Annotated in this window: 15 protein-coding genes; 9 read left to right on the plus strand and 6 right to left on the minus strand. The window is 68.9% G+C overall.

Annotated features, from left to right (window positions below; genetic code table 11):
• Window positions 1–139: 139 nt before the first annotated feature.
• The 4 genes from R4823_RS05540 to recQ all read left to right on the plus strand — a co-directional run bounded on the left by R4823_RS05540 (window position 140) and on the right by recQ (window position 4441).
• Window positions 140–721 (plus strand): Spy/CpxP family protein refolding chaperone, encoded by a 582-nt coding sequence (locus R4823_RS05540; RefSeq protein ID WP_165963001.1) that lies wholly within the window; start codon window positions 140–142, stop codon window positions 719–721.
• 122 nt (window positions 722–843) lie between these two features.
• Window positions 844–1350 (plus strand): gluconokinase, encoded by a 507-nt coding sequence (locus R4823_RS05545; protein ID WP_338617833.1) that lies wholly within the window; start codon window positions 844–846, stop codon window positions 1348–1350.
• Window positions 1351–1452: 102 nt separating this feature from the next.
• On the plus strand, window positions 1453–2634 hold the full coding sequence (gene metC / locus R4823_RS05550) for a cystathionine beta-lyase (RefSeq protein WP_338617835.1): 1182 nt from the start codon (window positions 1453–1455) through the stop codon (window positions 2632–2634).
• Entirely contained in the window at window positions 2627–4441 is a 1815-nt protein-coding gene (gene recQ / locus R4823_RS05555; protein WP_132978929.1) for a DNA helicase RecQ, read from the plus strand. Before metC ends, recQ begins: the two co-directional genes overlap by 8 nt.
• 175 nt (window positions 4442–4616) lie before the next feature.
• Here the strand turns inward: recQ and R4823_RS05560 are convergent, their stop codons facing one another.
• The 3 genes from R4823_RS05560 to R4823_RS05570 all read right to left on the minus strand — a co-directional run bounded on the left by R4823_RS05560 (window position 4617) and on the right by R4823_RS05570 (window position 7625).
• Window positions 4617–5168, minus strand: coding sequence for a class I SAM-dependent methyltransferase (locus R4823_RS05560; RefSeq protein WP_087837166.1), 552 nt, complete (start codon window positions 5166–5168; stop codon window positions 4617–4619).
• A gap of 29 nt (window positions 5169–5197) precedes the next feature.
• Window positions 5198–6577: an amino acid permease gene (locus R4823_RS05565; protein WP_338617837.1), complete on the minus strand. Its 1380-nt coding sequence runs from the start codon at window positions 6575–6577 to the stop codon at window positions 5198–5200.
• A 127-nt stretch (window positions 6578–6704) separates the two neighbouring features.
• The gene (locus tag R4823_RS05570; protein ID WP_176400650.1) at window positions 6705–7625 is read right to left on the minus strand and encodes a helix-turn-helix domain-containing protein; all 921 of its coding nucleotides are present in this window, start codon (window positions 7623–7625) and stop codon (window positions 6705–6707) included.
• 123 nt (window positions 7626–7748) lie between these two features.
• Here R4823_RS05570 and pobA point away from each other — a divergent pair, with 123 nt between their 5' ends.
• A complete protein-coding gene (gene pobA / locus R4823_RS05575) occupies window positions 7749–8918 on the plus strand; it encodes a 4-hydroxybenzoate 3-monooxygenase (RefSeq protein ID WP_087837163.1) in 1170 nt (389 codons plus the stop codon).
• A 206-nt stretch (window positions 8919–9124) separates the two neighbouring features.
• Here pobA and R4823_RS05580 read toward each other — a convergent pair whose 3' ends face one another.
• A complete protein-coding gene (locus R4823_RS05580) occupies window positions 9125–9724 on the minus strand; it encodes a UbiX family flavin prenyltransferase (RefSeq protein WP_087837162.1) in 600 nt (199 codons plus the stop codon).
• Between the two features lie 104 nt (window positions 9725–9828).
• On the opposite strand from R4823_RS05580, the gene R4823_RS05585 reads away from it, so the two are divergent.
• Window positions 9829–11154, plus strand: coding sequence for a carbohydrate porin (locus tag R4823_RS05585; protein WP_243724391.1), 1326 nt, complete (start codon window positions 9829–9831; stop codon window positions 11152–11154).
• A gap of 21 nt (window positions 11155–11175) precedes the next feature.
• Here R4823_RS05585 and R4823_RS05590 read toward each other — a convergent pair whose 3' ends face one another.
• Window positions 11176–12168: a tripartite tricarboxylate transporter substrate binding protein gene (locus tag R4823_RS05590; RefSeq protein WP_132978925.1), complete on the minus strand. Its 993-nt coding sequence runs from the start codon at window positions 12166–12168 to the stop codon at window positions 11176–11178.
• Window positions 12169–12179: 11 nt separating this feature from the next.
• A complete protein-coding gene (locus tag R4823_RS05595) occupies window positions 12180–13847 on the minus strand; it encodes an amidohydrolase family protein (protein WP_087837160.1) in 1668 nt (555 codons plus the stop codon).
• 120 nt (window positions 13848–13967) lie between these two features.
• Between R4823_RS05595 and R4823_RS05600 the strand changes: the two genes are divergently transcribed.
• The 3 genes from R4823_RS05600 to R4823_RS05610 all read left to right on the plus strand — a co-directional run bounded on the left by R4823_RS05600 (window position 13968) and on the right by R4823_RS05610 (window position 21136).
• Entirely contained in the window at window positions 13968–14882 is a 915-nt protein-coding gene (locus tag R4823_RS05600) for a LysR substrate-binding domain-containing protein (protein WP_087837159.1), read from the plus strand.
• A gap of 297 nt (window positions 14883–15179) precedes the next feature.
• Window positions 15180–20186 carry a YadA-like family protein gene (locus R4823_RS05605; protein ID WP_338617841.1) on the plus strand — a complete coding sequence of 1669 codons (5007 nt, stop codon included), beginning with the start codon at window positions 15180–15182 and terminating at the stop codon, window positions 20184–20186.
• 5 nt (window positions 20187–20191) lie between these two features.
• On the plus strand, window positions 20192–21136 hold the full coding sequence (locus R4823_RS05610) for an OmpA family protein (RefSeq protein WP_087837157.1): 945 nt from the start codon (window positions 20192–20194) through the stop codon (window positions 21134–21136).
• Window positions 21137–21278 lie beyond the last annotated feature (142 nt).

The raw sequence follows: 21278 nt of genomic DNA on the forward strand, positions 1-21278 counted from the left end.
CGTGGCGGGGCAGGACCCGCAAGCTGCCTGAAATCGGTTGAAACAGATGGGCCCCGCCCCGCAACCGGTCCGAAACGGGTCTGGAACAAGAATGCCCTCACCGCCGCAGTCCGATGCGGTGTCGACAAGGAGTAATGCAATGACCAAGAACGCCCTTCGTACGATCGCTCTGTCGCTGGCCCTGGCTACCGGGGGCGCAGGCGTGCTGCAGGCCGCCCATGCCCAGGCCGCGGGCGACAATACCACGCAGGCCGAACAGAAGCCCGCGCCGGAACGCCATCGGGGCCCCATGGGCCACCATGGAGCCAAGGGACATCACTTCTTCCGGGGCGGCATGGAGCAGTCGCCGCTGGCCATGCTGGGACACCTGAAGTCCAGGCTGAACCTGACCGATTCGCAGCAGAAGCTGTGGGATGCGGCGCAGAGCGCCAGTCGCGAGGCCGGCCAGGCCATGCGGGCGCAGCGCGAGGAAGGCATCAAGGCCCTGCGCACGCAGGTCGCCGCCGGTCCCCTGGACCTGCGGGCGCTGAGTGCCCGGCACGACGCCGAACGCGCGGCCGTCAAGCCCAAGCTGGATGCCGCCCGGGACGCCTGGCTGGCCGCCTATGATTCGCTGGACGGCAAGCAAAAGCAGGTCGTGACCGACGCGGTCAAGCAGCGCCTGGAACGGGGCGACCGCATGCGCGAGCATCGCCGTCAGGATGCTCCGTCCAAGAGCTGATCACGGCGGACCGGAAAACCGGCGCAGCGATGCGCCGGTTTTTTTTGCGCAATGAGGTACGTTTCTTGCGAGAAGAGGGGCTTTCCGGCCGATATTGCGGACGGCCGCCACGGGAGACGGTCATGGTGGTGATCATCATGGGAGTATCGGGCAGCGGCAAGACGACCATAGGCAAGCTGCTGGCCGCCCGCCTGCGCTGCGGCTATTCGGACGCGGACGAGTTCCATCCCGAGGCCAACATCGAGAAGATGTCGCGCGGGGTGGCGCTGGGCGACGCCGATCGGGAACCATGGCTGCGAGCCATGCGCGCCGCCATCGAGACCGTCCTGGCCGGCGGCCGCACCCACGTGTTCAGTTGTTCCGCCCTGCGGCAGCGCTATCGCGACGCGCTGGCCCGGCCCGGCGAGGACGTCGTGTTCGTCCACCTGGACGTTTCCTACGAGACGGTCATGCGGCGGCTGGCTCGCCGCCGGGGGCATTTCTTCGATCCCGCCCTGGCGCGCAGCCAGTTCCAGGCGCTGGAGGTGCCCCGACGGGGCATCGTGGTCGATGCCGAGCGCACGCCCGAGGAAATCGTCGACCGGATCGCCGCCAGCCTGGCCCAGGGGGACGCACGGGCGGCCCAGTGAGGCCTTCTTGTCCGGCTTGGCGCCGCTTCGGCTTCGATATCCAGCCGACTTCGCTAAAATCCCCTGTGATCGGCGACCCGCCCGAACCTGCCAGAGATGTCCATGCCCAAGCCCGATACGCTGTTGGCGCATGCCGGACGCGCTCCCGAAGCCTATGCCGGCATGGTCAACACGCCCGTCTTCCGCACTTCCACCGTCATCCATCCCACGATCGAGTCGTACGAGGCGCCGCGCGACCTGACGAAGAAGCCGGTCAGCTACGGCCGCCACGGCACGCCCACGACCTTCGCCTTCGAAGAGGCCGTGGCCAGGCTCGAGGGCGCGCACCAGGCGGTGGCCACGCCCAACGGCCTGTCGGCCATCGTCGTGGCCCTGCTGGCGGTGCTCAAGCCGGGCCAGCACCTGCTGGTGGCCGATTCGGCGTATTCGCCGGCACGCGGTTTCTGCGACCGCAGGCTCGTGCCCCTGGGGGTCGATGTCGAATACTATGATCCGCTCATCGGCGCCGGCATCGCCGGTTTGTTGCGCGACAACACCGGCGCGGTGTTCTGCGAGTCCCCGGGTTCGCTCACCTTCGAAATGCAGGACATCCCCGCCATCGCGGCGGCGGCCCATGCGCGCGACATCCCGGTGCTGGCCGACAATACCTGGGTCACGCCGTATTTCGCCTCGCCGTTCGAACTGGGCGTGGACATCTCCATCCATGCGGGCACCAAGTACATAGGCGGCCATTCCGACCTGATGATAGGCGTGGTCGCCACCAACGAGCGCTATTGGAAGCCGGTGCGCCAGACGGTGTACGACTATGCCTACAGCGTCAGTCCCGACGATTGCTACCAGGCCCTGCGCGGCCTGCGCACGCTGGGCGTGCGCCTGCGCCAGCACGAGCGCAACGCGCTGCAGGTGGCACGCTGGCTCGAGGCCCAGCCGGAAGTGTCCCGGGTACTGTATCCGGCGCTGGAAAGCGATCCCGGCCATGCGCTCTGGAAGCGCGACTACCGGGGCGCCTCGGGCCTGTTCTCGGTGGTGCTCAAGCCGGTCGGCGACGCCGCGCTGGCGCGTTTCGTCGACGGCCTGAAACTGTTCGGCATCGGTTCGAGCTGGGGCGGCTTCGAAAGCCTGATCACGGTCGTGCATGCCGCGGCCTATCGCACGGCCACCAGGTGGCAGCCCGAGGGGCCCGCCGTGCGGCTGCACATCGGCCTGGAGGATCCGACCGACCTGATCGCCGACCTGCGCCAGGGACTGGACCTGTTGCACGACAAGGCCGCGGCGCATGGCTGACGGCAGCGCGCTGGAGGTCCTGAACCGGGTTTTCGGCTACGACCAGTTCCGCGGACCACAGCAGGAGATCGTCGACCACGTGATCGGCGGCGGCGATGCGCTGGTGCTGATGCCGACCGGCGCGGGCAAGTCCCTGTGCTATCAGGTACCGGCACTGGTGCGCAGCGGAACCGGCGTGGTCGTCTCGCCCCTGATCGCGCTGATGCAGGACCAGGTCGATGCCTTGACCGAACTGGGCGTGCGGGCGGCCTTCCTGAACTCCACCCAGGACTTCGCGCGTGTGCGCGAGGTCGAGCGCGCGTTCGTGGCCGGCGAGCTCGACCTGCTGTACGTGGCGCCCGAGCGCCTGTTGACCGATCGCTGCCTGGCCCTGCTCGAGCGCGGCCGCATCGCCCTGTTCGCGATCGACGAAGCGCACTGCGTGTCGCAATGGGGGCATGACTTCAGGCCCGAATACCTGGGCCTGTCCGCGCTGCACGAGCGCTGGCCCGACGTGCCCCGCATCGCCCTCACGGCCACCGCCACCCAGGCGACGCGGGTCGAGATCGCCCAGCGGCTGGGGCTCGAGGACGCGCAGCATTTCGTCTCCAGTTTCGACCGTCCCAACATCCGCTACCGCATCGTCGAAAAGAACGATCCGCGCCGCCAGTTGCTCGATTTCCTGAAGCAGGAGCACGCGGGCGATTCCGGCATCGTCTATTGCCTGTCGCGCGCCAAGGTCGAGGAAACCGCCGAGGCGCTGCGGGCCCAGGGCATCGATGCCATGCCCTACCACGCCGGCCTGGACGCCGCCACGCGGGCGGCCAACCAGGCGCGCTTCCTGCGCGAGGACGGCGTGGTCATGGTGGCCACCATTGCCTTCGGCATGGGCATCGACAAGCCCGACGTGCGTTTCGTCGCCCACCTGGACCTGCCCAAGTCGGTGGAAGGCTACTACCAGGAAACCGGGCGGGCCGGACGCGACGGCCTGCCGGCCACGGCCTGGATGGCCTATGGCTTGCAGGACGTGGTGCAGCAGCGCCGCATGATCGACGAGTCGACCGGCGACGAGGCCTACAAGCGCCGCTCGGCGTCCATGCTGGAAGCGATGCTGGGGCTGTGCGAGACCGTCGAATGCCGGCGCGTGCGGCTGTTGCAGTATTTCGGCCAGGCCTCGCAGGCCTGCGGCAATTGCGATACCTGCCTGGAACCGCCCCAGGCCTGGGACGGCACCGAGGCGGCGCAGAAGATCCTGTCGGCGGTCTACCGGCTATGGAAAGAACGCGGCCAGCGTTTCGGCGCCGGGCACGTGATCGACATCCTGCGCGGCAAGCGCAACGAAAAGGTCGAGCAGCACCGGCACGACGAACTCAGCGTGTTCGGCATAGGCGCGGACCTGAGCGAGAAGGACTGGCGCAACGTGCTGCGCCAGTTGATCGCGCAAAGCCTGCTGACGGTGGACCACGAGGCCTTCGGCACGCTGGCCCTGACCGAGGGTAGCCGCAGCGTGCTCAAGGGCGAGCGCACGCTGATGCTGCGGCGCGAGCCCGCCAAGCCGGCCCGTGCGCGCGAAAGCTCGCGGGCCCGTTCCGCCGTTACCCTGCCGCCAGAGGCCGAGGCGCTGTTCACCGCGCTGCGCACCTGGCGGGGCGAAGTGGCGCGCAGCCATGGCGTGCCGGCCTACGTCATCTTCCATGATGCGACGCTGCGGGAAATCGCCCTGGCGCGGCCTGCGTCGCTGACCGAACTGGGGGCGATCAGCGGGGTGGGGGCGCGCAAGCTCGAGGCCTATGGCCAGGAGATCCTGGAGCGGGTAGAGAGGTTCTGACCCGCCGCCAACCTAGGCTGACTCGACATTCATTTTCTTTATCCGGTCTTGTCCGGGGCGCCGGGGCCGGGCGGGCGCGCAGGCGCAGCGTAGCCGGTCCCGGCTTTGCCGGGACTTCCCGGAGTTGGCGCGGTTGGCCCTTAGCCATCATGGATGCCATGAATGTCGATTCAGCCTAGCGAGCCGGCACGGTCCAGAAGTAGATCCGCTTGCTGTCTACCGTCAGGGTCTGCTCCGGTTCCCAGTCGCCCATGTCGAACGCGTGCGAGACGATGCGCGTGCCGGGCTTGAGCGCGAGCAGGGTGGGTCGCAGCTTGAGGTTGAGATTGGGCAGCAGGTAGAGCGTGATGACGGTGGCCGGGCTCAGGTCTTGTTCGAACAGGTCGCCCTGGATGAATCGGACCTTGTCGGTCACCTGCTGGCTGCGCGCGTTGGCGTTGGCCTCGCTGATGCGCTGGGGGTCCAGGTCTATGCCCACGCCGCGCGTGCCGAAGCGCTTGGCCGCGGTGATCGGGATGCGGCCGTCGCCCGATCCCAGGTCGTACAGGATGTCGTCGGGGCCGACCTTGGCCACCTGCAGCATGGCGTCCACCACCGTCTGGGGCGTGGGCACGAAGATCACGTCGGGCGTGCGGGGCAGGGGCTTGGCGGTGCCGAAGGATTGGGCCCAGGCGGGCGCGGCCGCGGCGGCGGCCAGGGTGGTCAGGCAGAACTGGCGGCGTTTCATGGCTGGAAGGCTCCCGGAGAAGTGGCGGGTCAGGATGCGGACGGCGTGCGGCCGCGGGGCTGGGCCAGCATCAGCAGGGCGCCCACGCCCAGCACGGCCACGCCCACCAGGGCGCCGACGCCGGTATGGCGCAGGCTGGCATAGAACAGGTAGCCGCTGGTGGCGATGAACAGCAGCGGCGTCAGCGGATAGAGCGGCACGCGGAAGGGGCGATGGGCGCCGGGGTCCTTGCGCCGCAGCACGAGCAGCGCCACGCCGCTCAGCACGAAGAACAGCCAGAACACCGGCGCGGTGTATTCGACCATGGTGGCGAAGCCGCTGCGGGTGAAGGCCCCCAGCGCGACCAGCGCCAGCGAGATGGCCGCCTGGACCCACAAGGCGTTGACCGGTGTGTTCCACTGCGGATGCCATTTGGCCAGCATCGAGAAGGCCGGGGTGTCCTGGCCGAAGGCGTAGGTGGTGCGCGCGGCGGTCAGGATGGTGGCGTTGGCGGAGGTCAGCGCCGAGATCGCGATCAGCAGCGCGATCAGTTGCGCGCCCGGTTCGCCCAGCGCCCGCCGCATCATGTCGGCGGCGACGGCCGACGAGGCCCCCATGCCATCCTGGCCCAGCACGTTCAGGTAGGCCAGGTTGACCAGCAGGTACAGCAGCGTGATCAGCGCCAGGCTCCAGAACAGCGCCCGCGGCAGGGTCCGCCCAGGGCCCGAGGCCTCGGCCGAGATGTAGGCGGCCTCGTTCCATCCGCCGTAGGTCAGCATCACGAAGATCAGGACCAGGCCCCAGTTGGCGACGCCCGAGGCGGGGGCAGCCGGCGCGGCCGGCGCTGTCTCGGGCGCGAACAGCAGGCCCACGGCGATGATCAGCACGACGCCGCCGACTTCCAGGGCCGTCAGCAGGTTCTGCGTCCACTTGCCGGTGCTCAGTCCCGCCACGTTCACCAGCGTCAGCACGACGATGATCGCGGCGGCGTAGATGGCGGGCGAAGCCGGTCCGAGATTGGCGATCTGCGTGGCATAGTCGCCGAAGATGTAGCCGAGCAGGGCGATCGAGCCGGTGGGGATGACGGTCAGGCGGGCCCACGCGAACAGGAAGGACAGCCGGGCACCGAAGGCGCGCCGCAGATAGTGGTAGTCGCCGCCGGCATGCGGGTAGGTGCTGGCCAGTTCCGCGTAGCACAGCGCGCCGGCGACGGAGATCATGCCGCCGACGATCCAGGCCATCATCATCGCGGCCGGGGAGCCCGCGTGCATCGCCACCAGCGACGGCGCGCTGAAGATGCCGGCCCCGATGACGATGCCCACGACCAGCGCCATGATGTCCAGCGTACCGAGGAGCGGGCGAGTGGGGGGCCTGGCGGCGGCATCCGGGTTGGACGCATGCGGGGTCGATGCGGGGAACGCGTTGCTCATGACGGGAGGGTCCTCGGTGCAGGGCAGGGATGCGTGATCGTCCGGCGCAGCAAGCGGCACGCCCGGCGGCGCGGCGCGGGCGGCAAGCTTACAAGTTCCTGAAAGTAATGGCGAAAGCCGAAGACGGTCAAGCCCCCGGGGGAGGCGCGGCACGGTTGCGGTCGAGCTGGTCGCGCACCATGGTGCGGAAGTCGCTGGGCGATGCGCCTGTGTGCTTGGTGAAGAAGCGCGAGAAATAGCCAGGGTCGGAAAAGCCCAGCGTGAGGGCGATTTCCTTCACGCTCAGCGACGAATAGGCGAGGTCGCGGCGCGCCTCGGTCAGCAGGCGGTCGTTGATGACGCCCAGGGCCGACAGGCCGAGCTCGTCGCGGCAGATCCGGTTCAACTGCGTGGGGGTGATGCCCAGGCGCTCGGCGTAATAGGCGATGTCGCGCTGCTCGCGGAAGCTCCGGTTCAGCAGGGTCTTGAAGCGGTGCAGGTGCATGACGCCGCGCGAGCTGCGCCGGCCCGGCCGGGGGCCGGCCAGCGTGGCGGCCTTGCGCGCCAGCAGGACCAGCACGGTGCCCAGCAGCGATTCGAGCAGGGCCAGTCTCCAGGCGTGGGCTTCGTCGTATTCGGCCAGCAGCAGCTCGATCGATTGGGCGAAGGGCGCGTAGGCCGCTTCCCCGGGCTCGAACGGGACGTGGCGTGGTGCCTGGAAATGAGGAAGGAGCTCCGCGTGGCGAGCCAGCAGGCTTTCCATCTGCTGCGTGACGATGGTGATGACCGCGCCGTCTATGTCCTCGGAAAAGCGGAAGCCATGCGCGTGCAGGGCGGGAACGAACAGGGCGCACGGGCCGTGGACGGTGAAGCGGCGATCGTCGAACTGGATGTCGGCGGTACCTGACCGTATGTACAGAATTTGCACGAACAGGTCATGGCGGTGCAGCTTGATCTCCCAGTCGTAAAGGCGGCTGCGTTGCGGGATGGATTCGCAGTGAAGGCTTTCCGGGACGAGGTTCTTGCCGTGTTCCCCATACAGGGCATAGGTGGGGACGATGCTTTTCATGGCCATGGTTCCTGGCACGCAAGATGTTCGGATTATCCATGAAGATGTCTCCATAATCTATCGCGCGCCGCCGACCCGGCTCTTAAGATGCCTGGAAGTCAGAACACATGCAGGAGACACGCCATGAGGGTCCAAGTCGCAATCATCGGGTCCGGTCCGGCCGGGCTCTTCCTCGGGCAGATCCTTTCCCGGGCGGGCATCGAGACGCTCATCATCGAGCAGCGCAGCAAGGAATACGTACTGGGCCGCATCCGCGCGGGCGTCCTGGAGCAGGGCACGGTCGACCTGCTGGACGAGATCGGCGCCGGCCGCCGCATGCACGAGCAGGGCCTGGTGCACGACGGCATCGAGCTGTGCTTCGACGGCCAGCGCCACCGCATCGACCTGAAGACGTTGTCGGGCGGCAAGAGCGTCATGGTCTACGGGCAGACCGAGGTCACCCACGATCTCATGGACGCGCGCCAGGCGGCCGGCTACGCGTCGGTCTACGAGGCCGAGCAGGTCCGTGTGCACGACTTCGGCACCGACCGGCCCAAGGTCACGTATCGCAAGGACGGCGTCGAGCACGTGGTGGAGTGCGACTTCATCGCCGGCTGCGACGGCTTCCACGGCGTGAGCCGCGCCAGCGTGCCGGCCTCCGCCATCAAGACCTACGAGAAGATCTATCCCTTCGGCTGGCTGGGCATTCTGTCCGAGACGCCGCCGGTGTCGGACGAGCTCATCTACTCGAACCACGAGCGCGGCTTCGCGCTGTGCAGCATGCGCTCGCACACGCGCAGCCGCTACTACGTGCAGTGTTCGCTGGACGACAAGGTCGAGAACTGGTCCGACGAACGGTTCTGGGACGAACTGCGCAGCCGGCTGGATGCGAAGGCGGCCGACTCGCTGGTGACCGGCCCGTCCATCGAGAAAAGCATCGCGCCGCTGCGCAGCTTCGTGGCCGAACCCATGCGCTTCGGCCGGCTGTTCCTGGCCGGCGACGCGGCCCATATCGTTCCGCCCACCGGCGCCAAGGGGCTGAACCTGGCGGTCTCGGACGTACGCTACCTGTCCGATGCCATCATCCGCCACTACGGCGGCGACCAGCAGGGCATCGAGACCTATTCCGAACGGTGCCTGGACCGGGTCTGGAAGGCCGTCCGCTTCTCCTGGTGGATGACCTCGCTGATGCACAAGTTCCCGGAGAACGGCGACTTTGGCCAGAAGATCCAGCATGCCGAGCTGGGCTACCTGGTCGGCTCACAAGCCGCCTCGACCGCCTTGGCGGAAAACTACGTCGGCTTGCCGTATTGAGATCCCCCCTACGCGCTGACGCGCGCCCCCCGGGGGGCCGACGGCGGTGGACCGGCGGAGCCGGATCCACCGTGTCGTGGTCTGTGTCGTCGTTCTCGGTGCGGAGCACCGCATGCTGGCTTTGATCCTGGGCGCCGCGGATCCGGCTTTGCCGGTCCGCCAGCGCCGCCCCCTTGAGGGGGCGCCCGAAGGCCGTAGGGGGGCTTCTAGCGGCCGCCTAAACCTTTCCAGCGTTTGAGGCGGTCGGAGTGGATGCCGAAGAGGTCCAGGGTGCGCAGCACGGTGTGGTTGACGATGTCGTCGACGCTCTGGGCGCCTGAGTAGAAGGCGGGGACGGGGGGGAAGACGACGCCGCCCATTTCGGTGACGGCGACCATGTTGCGCAGGTGGGCGAGGTTCAGGGGGGCCTCGCGGGTCAGGAGGACCAGGCGGCGGCGTTCTTTCAGGACGACGTCGGCGGCGCGGGTGATCAGGTTGTCGGCGTAGGCGTGGGCCACGGCCGCGAGGGTCTTCATCGAGGTGGGGGCGATGACCATGCCGGCGGTCAGGAACGAGCCGCTCGCGATGGCGGCGCCGACGTCGCCGGGGTGGTAGACCACGTCGGCCAGCGAGGCCAGGTCCTTGCGGCCGAGCCCGTGTTCATGCATGGTGTTGAGCACGCCGGCTTCGGAGACGACCAGGTGGCTTTCCCAATCGGGCAGTTCGCGCAGCGCTTCGAGCAGGCGCAGGCCGTAGATGGAGCCGCTGGCTCCGGTGATGGCGATGATCAGGCGTTGGCGCTGACGGTCGGCCGGCGGTGGGGTCATGGGGTGGTGTCTCCTCGTTGTTCGGCGCCCCGCGTCACCGCTGTGTCACGCAGGGCCGGCATAATTGTACGTTGGGTGATCGCGTCGCGAGTACAAGAAGAATGATGGTCGTGTTCCGCCGGCTGCGGGCGTGTGGGTTCCTGCTGACCGTTTTCCTGGCCACGCCGGCCATGGCCCAGGAGTCGTCGCCGGTCCAGGCGGAGGCCTTCGCCATCCATGCCCAGTCGACCTATGTATGGCAGCGCAAGCCCTCGTTCGCATCCCCGTACCAGGGGGAGAACTCGCTGTCGGGATCGCGTGCAACGAGTTATTCGCTGACGGCCACCGTGGACCTGGGCGCCAGGCTGTGGGAAGGGGCCGAGGTCCATTTCAACGGCGAAGGCTCGCAAGGCATCGCGTTCTCCGGCCTGCATGGCCTGGGTGGCCTGCCCAACGGCGAGCTGGCCAAGACCGCGGGTTCCGACATGACCTTCTACCGGGCCCGCGCCTTCCTGCGGCAGACCTGGGGGCTGGGCGGCGGACGCGAGGCGGTCGACGCGGACATGAACCAGCTCGCGGGCTTCGTCGACAAGCGGCGCATCGTGCTGACGGCGGGCAATATCTCGGTGCTGGATGTGTTCGACGCGGTGTCGGTCAGTCACGACCCGCGCACGCAGTTCATGAATTGGGCCTTCATGGCGCATGGCAGCTACGACTATGCCGCGGACGCCCGGGGCTACACCTGGGGGGCGGTGCTGGAATACATCGACGAGGGCTGGGCGGTGCGCGCCGGCCGGTTCATGCAGCCCAGGGAGTCCAACGGCCTGCCGCTGGACCGGCGGCTGGGACGCCACTACGGGGACCAGGTCGAATTCGAGAAGTCGTATGCGGTGCTGGACCGGCCCGGTACGCTGCGCGTGCTGGCCTTCCGCAACAAGGCGAACATGGGAAGCTACGGCGATGCGCTGGCGGCCGCGCGGGGCGGAACGCCCGACCTGGCGGCGGTGCGCAAGGAGCGGGCCAAGCTCGGCATGGGGGTGAGCCTGGAGCAGGGCCTGTCCGATCGCGCCACCGCCTTCATCCGCCTGAACTGGGCCGACGGCAAGACCGAAACCTACGCCTTCACCGAGATCGATCGATCGGTCTCGGGCGGCGTGGTGTTCGACGGCGCGGCGTGGGGGCGGCCGGGCGACACCGCGGGCGTGGCGGCCGCGATCAACGCGCTCAGCGCCTCCCATCGCGAATACCTGCGTCGCGGCGGGGCCGGCGCCTTCCTCGGCGACGGCACGCTGAACTACGGTACCGAGCAGATCGCCGAGGCCTATTACAGCTGGCGCCCCTTGAAGCGGCTATGGATCACCGCCGATGCACAGTACATCCGGCATCCCGGCTACAACCGCGACCGCGGCCCGGCCAAGGTGTTCGGCGTGCGCCTGCACACGGAATTCTGAGGCGCCTCGCCGGAAACCGCCTCATTCGGGCTGGATGTTGGCCTTCTCGATCACGGCCTTCCACGCCTGCGCCTCCTGCTTGATGCGCGCGGCGAATTCCGCCGGCGTGCTGCCTATGGGCGTGACGCCGATGTCGGTGTACTGCTTGCGGATGGCGGGATCCTTCAATACCTCGCGCAGCGCGCGCGAGAATTTGTCGATGATCTGCGGGTCGGTGCCCACCGGCGCGGCCAGCCCCCACCAGTTGCCCGTGACCAGTCCCGGCAGGCCTTGCTCGGCCGTGGTCGGCACCGACGGCAGGATGGGCAGGCGTTCGCCATCGGCCACGGCGATGGCGCGCAGCCTGCCGCTGGTCACATGGCCGGCCACCGAGCTGAGCGCAGTCACATACAGCTGGATCTCGCCCGCCAGCAGAGCCTGGACCGCGGGCGGCGAGCCCCGGTAGGGAACGTGGGTCAATTGCACGTTGGCGAGCTGGCTATACAGCTCGGCCGCGAGGTGGGGCGGGGTGCCGTTGCCGGGTGATCCGAAGTTCAGCTTGCCGGGATTCTTCTTTGCTTCGGCGGTCAGGTCGGACAGGGTGCGGATGTCGGACGAACCGTTGACCACCAGCACGGAAGGGCCGTTGCTCAGCAGGGACACCGGCACCAGGTCCTTGGTCGGATCGAAGCGCATGCCCTTGAACAGGTACTGGTTGGTGACGAAGTTGTTGGTCGCCCCCAGCAGGAAGGTGTAGCCGTCGGGAGTGGCGCGCACCACCTCGTCGGCGCCGATGTTGCCGGAAGCGCCGCTCTTGTTGTCGATCAGGATGCGCACGCCGAACTGCTTCTCCAGTTGCAACTGGACGAAGCGCAGCGTGATGTCGCCGGTGTTGCCGGGCGCGTAGGGAACCACCACGCGGATGGGGCGCGAGGGCCAGGCATCGGCCGCGACGGCGGCGGTCGAGGCGAGGACGCAGGCCGCGGCGAGGCTGGCGACCGCCAGCCGGCGGGCCGGGAACGGGACGGATGTCATGGGAATCTCCTTCAGGGGGTGGGGGCGACGATGTGGCCGTCGACCACCGTCAACAGGGAATGCAGCGTAGGGATATCGTCCTCGGCACAGGTCAGCGGATCGGCGTTCAATACCGCCAGGTCGGCCAGCTTGCCGGGTTCGATCGAACCTCGGACGTCTTCGTCCAATGTCAGGTAGGCGCCGCCCCGCGTGGCGACGTCCAGTGCCTCTTGCCGGCCCAGCGCCTGGCCGGGGGCAACGGATGCGCCGCCGCGGCTGCGGCGCGCGACCGCGTGCCAGATGGGGCCGAACAGCGAAACCGGCAGGTTGTCGCTGCCGAACGCCACCGCGACGCCGGCATCGCGCAGCCGGCGCAGCGGCACGATGTCGTCCTGGCCGGCGGCGCCGCGGCGCTGCATCCACAGGTCGCCGTCCTTGTAGATATGGCGGTTGGTATGCGTGGTCAGCACCAGACCCAGATCGCGTATGCGGGCCAGGGTGTCGGCGTCGACCACCGGCTGGTGGCCGAGCACCCAGCGCTGGTCGTCGATGGGGTGCTGGCGGTGAGCCTGTTCGAACAGGGGCAGCAGGTCGGGCCAGATGCCCGCCACGCGGATGCCGGCCCGCGCGGCCTCGGCCAGCAGCGGCGCCAGCGCGCCGGCATCCAGCGCCGCTCCCGCCTGGAAGCCGGCCCAGCCGGTGCAGGGATGATTGCCGGCCCGCAGCATGTTGTTCAGCGGATCCTTGTCGATCTCGGCGTACAGACCCTGCACGCGCAGCATGTCGTCGCCCCGCCCGCGGCGAGCCAGCCAGGTGCGCCATTCGCGCAGCAGCTCCAGCGCCTGCCCGCCGCCACGAGGTCCCCAATAGGGGCTCAGGACCAGGGTGGACCGCACGGTCGATGCGCCCTGGCCGCGGACCGTTTCGTAGGCGTCGATGACTTCGCCGGCCACGCCGTGGCCTTCGAATACGGCGGTGGTGCCGTAGCGGTTGTATTCGGCCATCGCGTGCCGCAGTCCGCTGGCGCGCTGCTCGGCGGTGAAGCCGGGGGCGGCGCGCATCAGGGTATGTTCGACGATGGGCACCAGCGTGCGCTCGACGAACCGGCCGGTGGGGCGCCCGGCGTCGTCGCGTTCGATGTCGACGTCGGGCGAGGGCGAGACCGTGGCGGGCGTCACGCCGGCCAGCGCCAGGGCGCGGCTGTTGGCCACCGAGACCAGGGGCGCGCGGTTGCGCCAGTACCCCCAGATGGGCCGGATGTAGACGGGATGATCGGGGCTGACCCGGTCCAGGTCGTGGCGCGTGGGGTAGGGGCCGTTCGCCAGCGCGTCGTCGGGTTCGGGATATTCGGGAGGCTGGCCGATGGGCTGGGTCACGATCCAGGTACCCGGCGGGGCCTTGGCGGCTTCGTCGGCGATGATGTCCAGGACGTCGTCCCGCGTGCGCGCGCCGGCCAGGCTGGGCAGGTGGCGCCGCAGGCCCTCGCGGTCCATGTGAGCGTGGCCATCGGTCAACCCTGGCAGCACCGCCTTGCCGCCCAGGTCCACGACCCGGGTCTCGGGGCCGGCCAGGGCGAGCATGTCGTCATCACGGCCTACGGCGGCGATGTGCCGGCCGCGGATCGCGACGGCCGAGGCGACGTCGCCGCGGTCGTCGCAGGTGATGATCCTGCCTCGGTGAAGGACGAGGGTGGGGGACACGGCCGGCGGGCTCCTGCGGTAAGCGTTCCGGCAAATCTAGCAGAGTCGACTAATTGTAAAAATTGAAATATTCATATAGATTCATAGTGATTTCCAATACTTTGCCGGCGGGCCCGCACGATGTCGATTTCCCTGCGCCAACTCGAGGCCTTCGTCGCGGTGTGCAACGAAGGCAACTTCAGCAAGGCGGCCCAGCGCATCCATATTTCCCAGTCGGGCCTAAGCATCCTGATCCGTGAACTGGAACAGAGCCTGGAGTGCCGCCTGTTCGACCGCAGTACGCGCCAGGTCAGCCTGACCGACGCCGGGCGCGAGTTCCGCGGGCCGGCGGCGCGCCTGCTGGCCGATCTCTCCGCCGCCGTCGGCAACGTCAAGGGGCTGGCCTCGCGCCAGCACGGCCACGTGACGGTGGCCGCGCCCCCGCTATTGATGTCGCGCCTGCTGGTGGGCATCGCCGCCCGGTTCCGCAGCGCTTATCCCCACATCGCGCTGACCCTGCGCGACATTCCTTCCGAGGCCATTCCCGCGGGCATCGCCTCGGCCGACATCGACCTGGGCATAGGCATGCTGCCGGCCGATCGCGACGAATACCTGACCGAGCCCCTGCTGGAAGGGCCGCTGGTGGCGCTGCTGCCCCGCGTCCATCCGCTGGCGCGCCGCCGCCAGCTGAAATGGACGGATCTGGCGGAGACGCCGCTGGTGGCGCTGACCCCGGAGAATTCCTTCCGGCAATTCCTGGACGGCTGCTTCGCTCGCCTGGACCTGCAGCCCCGGATCGCCGTCGAGGTCGTCCAGTTGAGCACGGTCATCAGCCTGGTCGAGGCCGGGTTCGGGGCCGCCATCATGCCGCCTTACGGCGCGCTGGTCCCCGGCGACGGCAACTCGGTGGCCAGGCCGTTGCGCGACCCCGTGGTCCGCTCGGAAATCGCCTTGATCCGCGATCGCTTCCGCTCGCCCTCGGCCGCGGCGGCGGCCTTCATCGAGGTGGCGCGCGAGGCCGTCGCGGGGCGTTCCCGTCCCCCGCGCGTTACGTAACGCCCCTGCGTATGGTACGTAACGTTTTGGCTCCGCCGCCCCGCGGCGGGCCCGGGAATCGGTGTGACTATCGCACCGGAGGAACATCTTCGGTTTGCCGATATCCCGTTTGTTTTCAACGTTTTCGCCGCATCGTGCGCCCTCGTTCCGGAGTTCGCGCGGGCTTGCGCCGCGAGGCGTCCAGGCCGATGGCATAGCTTTTGCTCGAAGCTCCCGCAAACGTGTTTTCCAGCAGTGGTCGATTCGCCATCCGGCGGATCGCGGCTCTGTTGGGATACCTATCCGTGGGGGCTGAAATTGAACAAGACCTATCGCACCGTGTGGAGCCAGCGGCTCGGATGTTGGGTGGCGGTTGCCGAAACCGCGCGTGCCAGGGGTAAGGGTGGCGCCAGCAAGGCCGGCGCGCTTGCCGTGGCGCTGATGGCCGGGGCATGGGCGGCGCCGGCGGCGGCCGACGGCATGCATGGCGTGCCCGGCCTGTCGAACGCGCGGCTGACCGATGGCGCCGCGGTGGGCGTGATGAGCCAATTGCTTCAGGCCACGACCAATGCGGCGCCCAGCGTCGCCCCCGTGGCGTCGGCCGTGCAGCAGGGCGTCTCGCAGACGGCGGCGGCCCTGGCCGGCATCGGCGCGCCCATCCTGCCGCCTGCCCCGGCATTGCAGCAGGTACCCATCGCCGAGGCCGTGCCGTCGCTGCCCGTGGTCGGCGAGGTGCTGGCCGCCACCCCGGTTCCCGCCGCGGTCCAGGCCATCGCCGCCGCGCCGGCCGCGGTGACGAAGAAGGTCGGCTCGGCGCTGCCGGGCAAGGCCGGCAAGGCGGTCGAGTCGGTTCCCGCCAAGCTCGCCGAGGTGCTGGCTTCCGCGCCGGTGGACAAGAGCCGGAATGCCGCCGTGCCCGCCGATGACGCGGTCGCTTCGGCGGCGTCGCTGGGATCGGTCGCCACGTTATCCAACAGCGTGCCCGCCTCGCCCATGTCGCCGCTGAGCGGCAACGGCACGCTGGGTATCCTGCCCACGGGAGGGTCGCTCTTCCCCAGCAGTTCCAACCGCCAGACCATGGCGGTCGCCGCCTCGTCGGGCTCGGAGCCGCCGCCGCTCAATCCGCCCGCGCCCACCGGCCTGGTGATCGGCACGGCCGGCCTGCTGGGTGGTGTCGGGCAGGGCCTGCAGCCATTGACGATGAGCCTGTTCGGCCAGAAGGAAGCGTGGATGCGTTCCGGCGCGCTGAGCGTGAACCGCGAAAACATCAACGCGCGCTTCAGCGTGGTCAACGTGCTGGGCATCCCCATCCTGGACCTGGCACCGGTGACGGGTACGCTGCAAGGCACGCTGGGGGGCCCGCTGCCGGAGCAGAAGCTCACGCTGCTGGGCGGCGTGACCTCGGGCAACTACATCACCAACATCAATTCCGGCCTGACCTACAACAACGGTCTGCTGCTGCCGGGCACGCAGCCGCCGTCCTGGGTGGACAGGAACAACTGCCTGAACGTCCTGGGCCTGGCCGGCGCCACCTGCTGGGACATTCCCGCGGCGCAGAACAACCAGGTGCTGATCGGCGACGGCGCTTCGGCCAACGGTTCGCAGGAAGTCGTGATCGGCACCAACGCCAAGCACATCCTGCCCAACGAGGATGCCGGGACGATCTTCACCGATCCCAACATGCCGGGCGTGCCCGACACCAACTACGCGGCGCGCAAGGGCCACTCGGTCCTGATCGGCGACAGCACCTACGGCAATGCCAATGGCCAGACCATCGTCGGTGCCAGCGCATCGTCGACCGTGGCGGGCGGCGTCGCGCTGGGCTTCCAGTCCGTTTCCGACCGCGAGGGCGGCGGCAGGGAAGTGTTCTCGAACGTCGCGGTGCCGGTGCGCGGCGCGGTGTCCGTGGGCTCCGCGGGCAACGAGCGCCAGATCATCAACGTCGCGGGCGGCACGGCGGATACCGATGCCGTCAACGTGCGCCAGCTCAAGGCGGTGGCCGACCAGATCGACGGCATCGACGCCAATTCGGTCAAGTACGACGATGCCACGCGTGGCAAGGTGACGCTGGCCGGAGCGGGCGGCACGGTGGTGACCAACGTCAAGGCCGGCGAAGTCAGCGCCACCAGCACCGACGCGGTGAACGGCTCGCAGTTGAACGAGACCAACACCAACGTCACCAACGTGGACAACCGCGTCACCAACATCGATAACGGCGGCACCAAGTACTTCAAGGCCAACTCGACCCTGGCGGCGGCCTCGGCCACTGGCACGGACAGCGTGGCGGCGGGCGGCGCGTCGGTGGCGTCGGCCGCCAACGCCGTGGCGCTGGGCAACGGCGCCAATGCCAGCATGGCCAACAGCATCGCGCTGGGCGCGGGCTCGACCACCACGGTGGGCGCGCAGAGCGACTACGCGGCTTTCGCGCTGACCGCGCGCCAGTCGTCGGCGGGTGAAGTGTCGGTGGGCAGCGCCGGCGCGACGCGCCGCATCACCAACGTGTCGGCGGGCAGCGCCGACACCGATGCCACCAACGTCGCCCAGTTGAAGGCTGTCGACGGCCGCATCAGCGAGGTGGACAAGCTGGCGATGAAATACGACGACGACACCAAGACCAAGGCGACGCTGGGCGGCGCCGGCGGCACCCTGGTGACCAACGTCAAGGCCGGCGATGTCAGTGCCACCAGCACCGACGCGGTGAACGGTTCGCAACTGCACGAGACCAACACCAACGTCACCAACGTGGACAACCGCGTCACCAACATCGACAACAACGGCACCAAGTATTTCAAGGCCAATTCGACCCTGGCGGCGGCCTCGGCCACCGGCACGGACAGCGTGTCGGCGGGCGGCGCGTCGGTGGCTTCTGCGGCCAACGCCGTGGCGCTGGGCAACGGCGCCAACGCCAGCATGGCCAACAGCGTGGCCCTGGGCGCGGGTTCGACCACGGCCGTGGGCGCGCAGAGCGACTACGCCGCGTATGCGCTGACCGCGCGCCAGTCGTCGGCGGGTGAAGTGTCGGTGGGCAGCGCCGGTGCGACGCGCCGCATCACCAACGTGTCGGCGGGCAGCGCCGATTCCGACGCCGCCAACGTCGCCCAGTTGAAGGCCGTGGACGGCCGCATCGGCGAAGTGGACATGCTGGCGGTGAAGTACGACGACGACACCAAGACCAGGATCACCCTGAACGCCGGCGGCACGGGAACGGTGGTGACCAACGTCAAGGCCGGCGAAGTCAGCGCCACCAGCACCGACGCGGTGAACGGCTCGCAGTTGAACGAGACCAACACCAACGTCACCAACGTGGACAACCGCGTCACCAACATCGACAACAACGGCACCAAGTACTTCAAGGCCAATTCGACCCTGGCGGCGGCCTCGGCCACCGGCACGGACAGCGTGGCGGCGGGGGGCGCGTCGGTGGCGTCGGCCGCCAACGCCGTGGCGCTGGGCAACGGTGCCAATGCCAGCATGGCCAACAGCGTGGCCCTGGGCGCGGGCTCGACCACGACCGTGGGCGCGCAGAGCGACTACGTCGCGTATGCGCTGACCGCGCGCCAGTCGTCGGCGGGCGAAGTGTCGGTGGGCAGCGCCGGTGCGACGCGCCGCATCACCAACGTGTCGGCGGGCAGCGCCGATACCGATGCCGCCAACATCGCGCAGCTGAAGGCCGTGGACGGCCGCATCGGCGAAATGGACAAGCTGGCGGTGAAGTACGACGACGACACCAAGTCGAAGATCACCCTGAACGCCGGGGGTACGTCGACGGTGATCTCGAACGTGGGCCGGGGCGCGGTGACGTCCTCCAGCACGGACGCGATCAATGGTTCGCAGCTGTGGGGCTGGACTCAGGATGAGACCAACATCATGAGCAACCTCAGCCTGTACAAGCGCATCAACGACATCGATTCGGACACCAAGTACTTCAAGGCCAATTCCACGCTGGCCGGGGCGCAGGCCACCGGCACCAACAGTGTCGCAGCCGGTCCGGCAGCCGTGTCGGGCGGTGCCAACAGCGTCGCGATGGGCAATGGCGCCACGACTTCCGCCGACAACAGCGTGGCCGTCGGCGGGGCGTCCGCCGCTTCGGGCACGGCCTCGACGGCGGTGGGCTCCGGAGCGACCGCCACGGGCGCCCAGGCGACGGCGATGGGCTCGGGCGCGACGGCCAGCGGCGCGAACTCGACGGCCATGGGGACCGGATCCAAGGCGACGGGCGAGAGCTCGACCGCGATCGGCGCCAATGCCGATGCGTCGGCCAAGAACAGCGTGGCGCTCGGCGCCGGCTCGGTCGCCGATCGCGACAACACCGTATCGGTAGGCGCCGCCGGCAAGGAACGCCAGATCACCAATGTCGCGCGCGGCACGCAGGACACGGATGCCGTCAACTACGCCCAGTTGAAGGAGGTGTCGGGAGACATCACCAACATCCAGGAAGGCAAGGACGGCATGTTCCAGATCGAGAACTCGCTTGCCCGCGCCAAACCCAAGCCCACGGGCAAGGACTCGGTGGCCGGCGGTGCCGGCGCGATGGCCGAGGGCGCCGCGGCGACGGCGCTGGGCAACGCGTCGATCGCCAAGGGCGAGAACTCGACCGCGGTCGGCAACTCCGCCCAGGCGCTTGGGGTCAATTCGACGGTGGTGGGCAACTCCGCCCTTGCCTCGGGAGCCAATGCCTCCGCCTTCGGTACCGGCGCCAAGGCCGAGGGCAGCGGCAGCATGGCCATGGGCAATGGCGCGCAGACGGGCGCGGCGGCCACCAACTCGGTGGCGATCGGCAACCAGGCCAACGCCACGCAAAGCAATACCGTCGCGCTGGGCAACAACGCCCAGGCCACGGTGGCCAACAGCATGGCGCTGGGCACCGGCGCGCAGGCCAGCGGCGCCAACAGCGTCGCCCTGGGCACGAACTCGGTGGCGGACCGGCCCAACGTGGTGTCGGTGGGCGCGGCGGGCCAGGAGCGGCAGATCGCCAACGTGGGCGACGGCACCGCCGACACGGACGCCGTCAACCTGCGGCAGTTGCGCAGCGCCACGTCGGACTTCACGAGCAGCATCAGCAGCGTGCGCGACGACCTGCGCAGGGTCGAGCGCAACGCCAATGCCGGCGCGGCCTCGGCCATGGCGGTGGCGGGCCTGCCCCAGGCGTATACCCCGGGGCGCAGCATGGCCTCGGCGGCCGCCAGCCATTATCTCGGCCAGTCCGCCATCGCCGTGGGGCTGTCCACCATCTCGGAGAATGGCCGCTGGGTCTACAAGATCGCCGGCAACGTCAATTCCCAGGGCAAGGTGGGTGCCGTCATCGGCGCGGGTTACCAGTGGTAGCGCGCATGAACGAATCATCGGAGGCCAGGATGCAAGAAAACAACCCCCATGCCCGCCGCGCCGGCCTGGCCGGCAGGCGCCTCGCGCTGCTGACCGCATGCGTGGCTTCGGTGGCCGTGATGAGCGGCTGCTCGATGTTCCGCAGTTCGAAGGCCCCGGCGTCGCCGTCCGCGCCGGCCGCGGCGAACGGGGCCAGCCCGCCCGCGGTGGAGTTTCCGGCCCGCGAGTCCGCCTCGCTCAAGGAAGGCACCTTCGTCAACCTGGACAATCTCAGGCAGATGATCCCGGGCATGACCAAGCCCCAGGTCTACGACCTGCTCGGCCCGCCGCACTTCAGCGAGGGCGTGTTCGGCGTGCGCACCTGGAACTACATCTTCAATTTCCGTACCGGCAACGGCAACGAGTTCATCACCTGCCAGTACCAGTTGCGCTTCAACAAGGACATGCAGACCGAGGCCGGCAATTGGAACCGGCGCGAGTGCGCGGACTTCGTGTTCCCGCGCCCGGTGGCCGCTCCGCCGCCTCCGCCGCCTCCGCCCGCGCCCGCGCCGGTCAAGCCGCCCCCCAGGCAGATCACGCTGGGCGCCGACGCGCTGTTCGCCTTCGACCGGTCCGATCTGGCCAGCATCTCGCCCGAAGGGCGCCGCCGCCTGGACGAGATCGGCAAGGAACTGCGCAGCGTGGACGTCGAACGGGTACGGGTGATCGGCCATGCCGACCGGCTGGGCAGCGCCAGCTACAACGACAGGCTGTCCCGGCAGCGGGCCGCCACGGTGGTGGCCTACCTGGTCAATTCCGGCGTGCCGTCCAACCTGATCAGTTCGGACGGCCGGGGCTCGCGCGAGCCGGTGGTGCAGTGCGACCAGCGCAACCGCAGCGAGCTGATCGCCTGCCTGGCGCCGAACCGCCGGGTCGTCATCGAGATCCAGGGCAAGGCCGGCTCTTCGTGAGGCCGTCCGCGCCGCCCCGCGGGCGGCGCGGAACCTCGACGTATTCTGCGCGTTTCGTTTGTCTGGCGGACGTCTCCGAGTTAGGATTACCCCTTATCGATCCCCCGCAACGCGCGGCCCGCAAGGCGCTTCCGGAGCGCGC

The sequence above is a fragment of the Pigmentiphaga sp. CHJ604 genome, from assembly GCF_036972535.1.
Classification (GTDB): Bacteria; Pseudomonadota; Gammaproteobacteria; order Burkholderiales; family Burkholderiaceae_B; genus Pigmentiphaga; species Pigmentiphaga daeguensis.

Bases quoted from the DNA above. Each gene is read 5' to 3' on its own strand.
- R4823_RS05540 (WP_165963001.1), top strand. From the start codon at position 140: ATGACCAAGAACGCCCTTCGTACGATCGCTCTGTCGCTGGCCCTGGCT.
- R4823_RS05545 (WP_338617833.1), top strand. From the start codon at position 844: ATGGTGGTGATCATCATGGGAGTATCGGGCAGCGGCAAGACGACCATA.
- metC (WP_338617835.1), top strand. From the start codon at position 1,453: ATGCCCAAGCCCGATACGCTGTTGGCGCATGCCGGACGCGCTCCCGAA.
- recQ (WP_132978929.1), top strand. From the start codon at position 2,627: ATGGCTGACGGCAGCGCGCTGGAGGTCCTGAACCGGGTTTTCGGCTAC.
- R4823_RS05560 (WP_087837166.1), bottom strand. From the start codon at position 5,168: ATGAAACGCCGCCAGTTCTGCCTGACCACCCTGGCCGCCGCCGCGGCC.
- R4823_RS05565 (WP_338617837.1), bottom strand. From the start codon at position 6,577: ATGAGCAACGCGTTCCCCGCATCGACCCCGCATGCGTCCAACCCGGAT.
- R4823_RS05570 (WP_176400650.1), bottom strand. From the start codon at position 7,625: ATGAAAAGCATCGTCCCCACCTATGCCCTGTATGGGGAACACGGCAAG.
- pobA (WP_087837163.1), top strand. From the start codon at position 7,749: ATGAGGGTCCAAGTCGCAATCATCGGGTCCGGTCCGGCCGGGCTCTTC.
- R4823_RS05580 (WP_087837162.1), bottom strand. From the start codon at position 9,724: ATGACCCCACCGCCGGCCGACCGTCAGCGCCAACGCCTGATCATCGCC.
- R4823_RS05585 (WP_243724391.1), top strand. From the start codon at position 9,829: ATGGTCGTGTTCCGCCGGCTGCGGGCGTGTGGGTTCCTGCTGACCGTT.
- R4823_RS05590 (WP_132978925.1), bottom strand. From the start codon at position 12,168: ATGACATCCGTCCCGTTCCCGGCCCGCCGGCTGGCGGTCGCCAGCCTC.
- R4823_RS05600 (WP_087837159.1), top strand. From the start codon at position 13,968: ATGTCGATTTCCCTGCGCCAACTCGAGGCCTTCGTCGCGGTGTGCAAC.
- R4823_RS05610 (WP_087837157.1), top strand. From the start codon at position 20,192: ATGAACGAATCATCGGAGGCCAGGATGCAAGAAAACAACCCCCATGCC.